Genomic DNA, 3360 nt, shown 5'->3' on the forward strand with positions numbered 1-3360 from the left:
ATCAATATTTTTCCATGTATTAAAAGGAAAGCTACCGTCAGAGTATTTATACCACCAGCCAGTAGAATTTAGGATCCACTCACCTTTTATATTTTTATAGCCTTCATCATTTTTAAAAAAAGTATCTTGATGATTACTATATAAATTATCTTGCGAATATTTATTTTGAGATACTTTATTATCTTTATTATCTTTATCATAAGCAAAACCACTATTGTTCGGCACCAAAGAAAATAAAAAGACAAATGAAAAAGTAATAGTAGTTAAATATTTTATTGATTTTTTAAAATTTAAATAATTTTTTTGCATAATCTCTCCTTTCTTAATTTTAATTCATTATTTATTATACAACAAAATTACAAAAATAAACAAATAGACCTTTAGATAAACTATATTTTAGTGAGAATATATTAATTTCTAATTTACAAAAATAATCTAATATGCAATAATAGAAATTAAAAGGAGATATTATGAGATTAGATAAATTCTTAAAGGTTTCTAGAATAATAAAAAGAAGAACAGTAGCAAATGAAATAATAAAAAAAGGGTATATAGAAGTAAATGAAAAAAAGGCAAAACCGTCATCACCATTAAAAATAGGTGATAGAATAAAAATATTTTTTGCCAAAAAAGTTGTAACGTATGAAGTTTTAATACTCAAAGATAGCACAAAAAAAGAAGATGCAACAGAAATGTTTAAAATAATATCACAAGAAGAAAAATAAGGAGTATTTAAATGTCAGTAAAGCCAGCAGGTATAAAAAAAAATGATAAAAATTTTGCTCGTGATGTGTTTAAAGCAAAAATGAAATATAGAAAAAAACGAGCTTATATAATTATTTTTGTATGTTTATTTTTGCTTTTAATAACATTAACTAAGTCTTTCATGTACTCTAGACAAAAAGCTAATTTACAAGAACATATAAGCAAACAGGAGCAAAGAATAAAAGATTTAGAATTAACTAATAAAAAAAATGAGCTGATAATAAATAAACTAAAAGACCCTTATTTTATTATGGACTTTGCAAGAGAAGCGTATGGACTAGGGTATGATGGAGAAATAATATTTAATTTACCTAATAAAGAAAATTATTTAGCCGAATATTCAAAATCAATTATAACTGACGATATAGACGAACAGTTAGCAAATATAGATAAGAGCAAATTAATAGACGATAATAAAATCTTAGGAAAAAAAGACGATAAAGAAAATAAAATAGATAAAAAAGACAAAAAAACAAAAGAAAAAGAAAGTAATTAGATTAGTTTGTTGACAATACTGATAAAATAATATAAAATATTAACGTAATTGAAAATTACAATGTGTTTATTGATATATAACAAACATACAGATTTTTTATTTCGGAGGGAGGGAAATCCAGATGTCAAAAACTATAGTTCGCAAAAATGAAACTTTAGAAGACGCACTTCGTCGTTTTAAACGTGCTGTTTCTAAAAATGGTACTATTCAAGAAGTACGTAAACGTGAGTTTTATGAAAAACCAAGCGTACGTCGTAAAAAAAAATCAGAGGCTGCAAGAAAACGCAAATTCTAAAAATATTTAATCTAAAAAATTCCCTCTTTTTAGATTAAAGACCCTTAGGTATAATAAGGGTCTTTTTTTATTTTTTAAATTAAAAATTTTAGAAATAATTATATTTATTTTTTTTATGTTGTTCATTAAATTTATTTTTTAAAGATTATTCATAAAAAATTTTGTTTTTTAAATATGGTAAAAAAATAGGCATAAAGGATAGATTCCTTTATGCTTATTTTTTTTTCTTTCTATTTAACCCATGCACCATTTGCGTCGACATAGTAACTGTCTGGGGTGGGCTCATCTGCTAACATATAGCCGTTTGCGTCAAAGTAGTAGCTATTCCTTAAAAATTTTAAAGGCATAGAAAAAGAGGAGAATTTTATAAAAAAAATTTTTTCAAATTCAAAAAAGACACCACTTCCCCAAAAAGTAGTGTCTTAAAATGGAAGAGGATATTAAGAAAAATAAAATTTTTAAAAATTTTGTTTATCTTAAAATCAATAGAAAACCTATTATAAAATAATAATGAATGTCGTCTTATTTTAATAAATATTTTATCTAGTAAATTTATTATATAATAGATTACTACATAAAAATTATAACACCTAAATTCAACATTTTCAACATAAATTTAATGATAATTTTTAAAAAGTTATTTTAACTTAAATATTACAAACCCTTAATAAAACGGAGTATAAAAAGAATTAATATACCTAAGGTATAATATGAAAAAAATTTTAAATTTTTAGTATTTTTATATATTTCATAAATTTTATTTACAAAACAGTTATATATCAGAAATAATTTTATTTAAAAAAAGAATATTTTTATTTCTAAAATATGGTATAATTTAGCTAAAGGAGTGATATTGTTATGAATAAGATGAGTATAATAGGTGTAGGAAATATGGGAGGAAGTATCTTAAAAGGGATATTAGAAAATAATATTTATGCAAGAGAGGATATTGAGATATATCACCCTAAGGGAGAAAGATTAGAAAATTTAGAAAAAAAATATCATGTTTCAGGAACTACAAGTATAGAAGAATTAGCAAAAAATGCAAGTGTAATTTTATTAGCAGTTAAACCACAGGTTATGAGCGAGGTAGCTGATGAATTAAAAAAATTCTACAGTAAAAATCAGCTTATAATATCTATAGCAGCAGGAATCACAATAGATTTTTTGGAAAAAAATCTAGGTAAGGATGCCAAGGTTGTAAGGGTTATGCCAAATACTCCACTTTTAGTAGGGGAAGGTGTTAGCACGATTTCTCTTAATAAAAATGTAGAGAGGGAGGAATTAGCTTTTGTTAAAGGAATTTTTTCTACTTTAGGTATGGTGGAAATTGTTGATGAAAAATTAATTGACGCAGTTGTAGGAGTTTGTGGGTCTAGTCCTGCCTATGTTTATATGTTTATAGAAGCTATGGCTGATGGTGCTGTTTGCTGTGGCATGAAAAGAGATTTGGCATATAAAATGGCAGCTCAAAGTGTTTTAGGGGCAAGTAAAATGGTTCTTGAAACAAATATTCACCCAGCTAAATTAAAGGATATGGTATGTTCTCCAAAAGGTACTACTATAGAAGCAGTTAGAAGTTTAGAAAAAAATAATTTTAGAAGTAGCGTAATGGAAGCAGTAATTAGTGCTTGTAAAAAAAGTGAGGAAATGAGTGGGGAAAATAATTGATAAAGTAAAGAATATTTTCTTTATTTTCTAGGAAATATATTTTTTTAAGTTTTTTATTTTTCTTTTTAATTTTTTTTCTAATATTTTATGAAAAAATAAAAAAAAGTAGGTTGAATTGTCAAAATTTTCTTGA

Annotated in this window: 5 protein-coding genes and 1 pseudogene; 4 read left to right on the top strand and 2 right to left on the bottom strand. The window is 24.7% G+C overall.

The annotated features are described in order from the left end of the window. Positions 1 to 309 (bottom strand): annotated as a pseudogene (locus tag HMPREF1871_RS04100) (hypothetical protein); the annotation flags it as partial. A gap of 161 nt (positions 310 to 470) precedes the next feature. Between HMPREF1871_RS04100 and HMPREF1871_RS04105 the strand changes: the two are divergent. The 3 genes from HMPREF1871_RS04105 to rpsU all read left to right on the top strand — a co-directional run bounded on the left by HMPREF1871_RS04105 (position 471) and on the right by rpsU (position 1556). Then, a complete protein-coding gene (locus HMPREF1871_RS04105; RefSeq protein WP_066130364.1) occupies positions 471 to 725 on the top strand; it encodes an RNA-binding S4 domain-containing protein in 255 nt (84 codons plus the stop codon). A gap of 11 nt (positions 726 to 736) precedes the next feature. After that, the gene (locus HMPREF1871_RS04110) at positions 737 to 1261 is read left to right on the top strand and encodes an FtsB family cell division protein (RefSeq protein WP_066130365.1); all 525 of its coding nucleotides are present in this window, start codon (positions 737 to 739) and stop codon (positions 1259 to 1261) included. A gap of 121 nt (positions 1262 to 1382) precedes the next feature. Further along, positions 1383 to 1556, top strand: coding sequence for a 30S ribosomal protein S21 (gene rpsU, locus HMPREF1871_RS04115; protein WP_066130366.1), 174 nt, complete (start codon positions 1383 to 1385; stop codon positions 1554 to 1556). A 230-nt stretch (positions 1557 to 1786) separates the two neighbouring features. On the opposite strand, the gene HMPREF1871_RS06495 is transcribed toward rpsU, so the two are convergent. After that, the gene (locus HMPREF1871_RS06495) at positions 1787 to 1903 is read right to left on the bottom strand and encodes a hypothetical protein (RefSeq protein WP_407919979.1); all 117 of its coding nucleotides are present in this window, start codon (positions 1901 to 1903) and stop codon (positions 1787 to 1789) included. A 511-nt stretch (positions 1904 to 2414) separates the two neighbouring features. Between HMPREF1871_RS06495 and proC the strand changes: the two genes are divergently transcribed. Continuing rightward, positions 2415 to 3227 carry a pyrroline-5-carboxylate reductase gene (gene proC / locus HMPREF1871_RS04120; protein WP_066130367.1) on the top strand — a complete coding sequence of 271 codons (813 nt, stop codon included), beginning with the start codon at positions 2415 to 2417 and terminating at the stop codon, positions 3225 to 3227. Positions 3228 to 3360 lie beyond the last annotated feature (133 nt).

This window comes from Gemelliphila asaccharolytica (genome assembly GCF_001553005.1).
In the GTDB taxonomy this organism is placed as follows: Bacteria; Bacillota; Bacilli; order Staphylococcales; family Gemellaceae; genus Gemelliphila; species Gemelliphila asaccharolytica.

What these genes read in the sequence shown, in the direction of transcription:
- HMPREF1871_RS04110 (WP_066130365.1), top strand. Translation starts at nt 737, where the DNA reads ATGTCAGTAAAGCCAGCAGGTATAAAAAAAAATGATAAAAATTTTGCT.
- HMPREF1871_RS04105 (WP_066130364.1), top strand. Translation starts at nt 471, where the DNA reads ATGAGATTAGATAAATTCTTAAAGGTTTCTAGAATAATAAAAAGAAGA.
- proC (WP_066130367.1), top strand. Translation starts at nt 2,415, where the DNA reads ATGAATAAGATGAGTATAATAGGTGTAGGAAATATGGGAGGAAGTATC.
- HMPREF1871_RS06495 (WP_407919979.1), bottom strand. Translation starts at nt 1,903, where the DNA reads ATGCCTTTAAAATTTTTAAGGAATAGCTACTACTTTGACGCAAACGGC.
- rpsU (WP_066130366.1), top strand. Translation starts at nt 1,383, where the DNA reads ATGTCAAAAACTATAGTTCGCAAAAATGAAACTTTAGAAGACGCACTT.